Origin of the sequence: Streptomyces alkaliphilus, from assembly GCF_014141535.1 — a bacterium.
Taxonomy (GTDB): Bacteria; Actinomycetota; Actinomycetes; order Streptomycetales; family Streptomycetaceae; genus Streptomyces; species Streptomyces alkaliphilus.
In genome coordinates this window covers 1-2066 of the sequence record NZ_VKHT01000893.1, presented here as the reverse complement: position 1 = coordinate 2066, position 2066 = coordinate 1, and the positions used below count along the sequence as shown (strand labels likewise).

Below are 2066 nucleotides of genomic sequence, written 5' to 3'. Positions count from 1 at the left end.
CCCTCCCACCGCCCTCCGTCGCCGGCCGAAGGGGCACCCGAACGGGCCCGGGCGGTAGTCTGAGGTGTCCACCACCCGGCCGGCCCGCGCCCGCGCGGCCGTGCCCCGCGGACCGGCCGGCCCGGTCGGTCCCGACGCCCCCGACGACTTGGATTGAGCGAGCGATGCATCGGTACCGGTCCCACACCTGCGGCGAGCTGCGACCCGCGGACATCGGCACGGATGTCCGGCTGTCCGGCTGGCTGCACAATCGCCGGAACCTGGGCGGCATCCTCTTCATCGACCTGCGCGACCACCACGGCATCACCCAGCTCGTGGTCCGCCCCGGCACCGAGGCCAACGAGCTGCTCGGCTCGCTGTCCAAGGAGACCGTGGTGCGGGTGGACGGCCGGGTCGTGGCGCGCGGCGAGGAGAACGTCAACCCGGAGCTGCCCACCGGCGAGATCGAGGTGGAGATCGGCGGCGAGTCGGCCGGCGGGGTGGAGGTGCTGGGCGCCTCCGAGCAGATCCCGTTCACCATCAACGCCGAGGACGGCGTGAACGAGGAGCTGCGGCTGGAGTACCGCTTCCTGGACCTGCGCCGGGAGCGCATGCACCGCAACATCATGCTGCGCTCGGCGGTGATCTCCGCGATTCGGCAGAAGATGACCGCGCAGGGCTTCAACGAGCTGGCCACCCCGATCCTGTCGGCGACCTCCCCCGAGGGCGCGCGGGACTTCCTGGTGCCCTCGCGTCTGCACCCCGGTCGTTTCTACGCGCTGCCGCAGGCCCCTCAGCAGTTCAAGCAGCTGCTGATGATCGCCGGCTTCGACCGGTACTTCCAGATCGCGCCCTGCTTCCGTGACGAGGACGCCCGCGCCGACCGTTCGCCGGGCGAGTTCTACCAGCTCGACGTCGAGATGAGCTTCGTCGAGCAGGAGGACGTCTTCGGTGTCATCGAGAAGGTGATGACCGAGCTGTTCGAGGAGTTCGGCGGCGGGCGCCACGTCACCTCGCCTTTCCCGCGCATCCCGTTCCGCGAGGCGATGCTGAGGTACGGCTCGGACAAGCCGGACCTGCGGGCGAAGCTGGAGCTGACCGACGTCACCGAGGTCTTCGCGCACTCGGACTTCAAGGCGTTCGCCGGCAAGCACGTGCGCGCCCTGGCCGTCCCGGACACCGAGGCGCTGCCGAGGAAGTTCTTCGACCAGCTCGGCGAGTTCGCCGTCGAGCAGGGCGCCAAGGGCCTGGCCTGGGTGCGGGTGGCGGAGAAGGACGGCGCCGTCTCGCTGACCGGCCCGATCGCCAAGTTCCTCACCGAGGAGAACACCAAGGCTCTGCTGGAGGCGCTGGGCGCGGGCCCGGGGTACTCGATCTTCTTCGGCGCCGGCGACTTCGACGAGGTCTCCCGGATCATGGGCGCGGTGCGGGTGGAGGCCGCGAGGCGGGCCGGCCACTTCGAGGAGGACGTCTTCCGGTTCTGCTGGATCGTGGACTTCCCGATGTTCGAGAGGAACGAGGACACCGGCGCGATCGAGTTCTCGCACAACCCGTTCTCCATGCCGCAGGGCGGCCTGGAGGCGCTGGACACCAAGGATCCGCTGGACGTCCTGGCCTGGCAGTACGACATCGTCTGCAACGGTGTGGAGCTGTCCTCCGGCGCGATCCGGAACCACGAGCCGGAGATCATGTACCGGGCGTTCGAGATCGCCGGGTACTCCAAGGAGGACGTGGAGCGCGAGTTCGGCGGCATGCTGCGGGCGTTCCGCTTCGGCGCCCCGCCGCACGGCGGGATCGCGCCGGGCGTGGACCGGATCGTCATGCTGCTGGCGGACGAGCCGAACATCCGCGAGACCATCGCCTTCCCGCTCAACGGCAACGCGCAGGACCTGCTGATGGGCGCGCCGAGCGAGGTGGAGGACAAGCGGCTGCGCGAGCTGCACCTGGCGCTGCGCAAGCAGCCGAAGCCGCAGGACTGACGCTCCGGAGCGGTTTCCCGTCGCTCCTGTCGCCCCCGGTGCCCCCGGTGCCCCTGTGCGGGCGCCGGGGGCGGCGGCGTTCCCCGGCGGGGAGCGGGGGTCCCGGGG

General features: G+C 70.8%; 1 protein-coding gene. It reads left to right on the top strand.

The annotated features are described in order from the left end of the window. The first annotated feature begins 164 nt into the window (after nt 1-164). Entirely contained in the window at nt 165-1958 is a 1794-nt protein-coding gene (gene aspS, locus FNQ90_RS20885) for an aspartate--tRNA ligase (RefSeq protein WP_182607767.1), read from the top strand. Nucleotides 1959-2066 lie beyond the last annotated feature (108 nt).

Excerpts from the sequence above, each read along its gene's own strand:
- aspS (WP_182607767.1), top strand. The coding sequence starts at position 165 with ATGCATCGGTACCGGTCCCACACCTGCGGCGAGCTGCGACCCGCGGAC.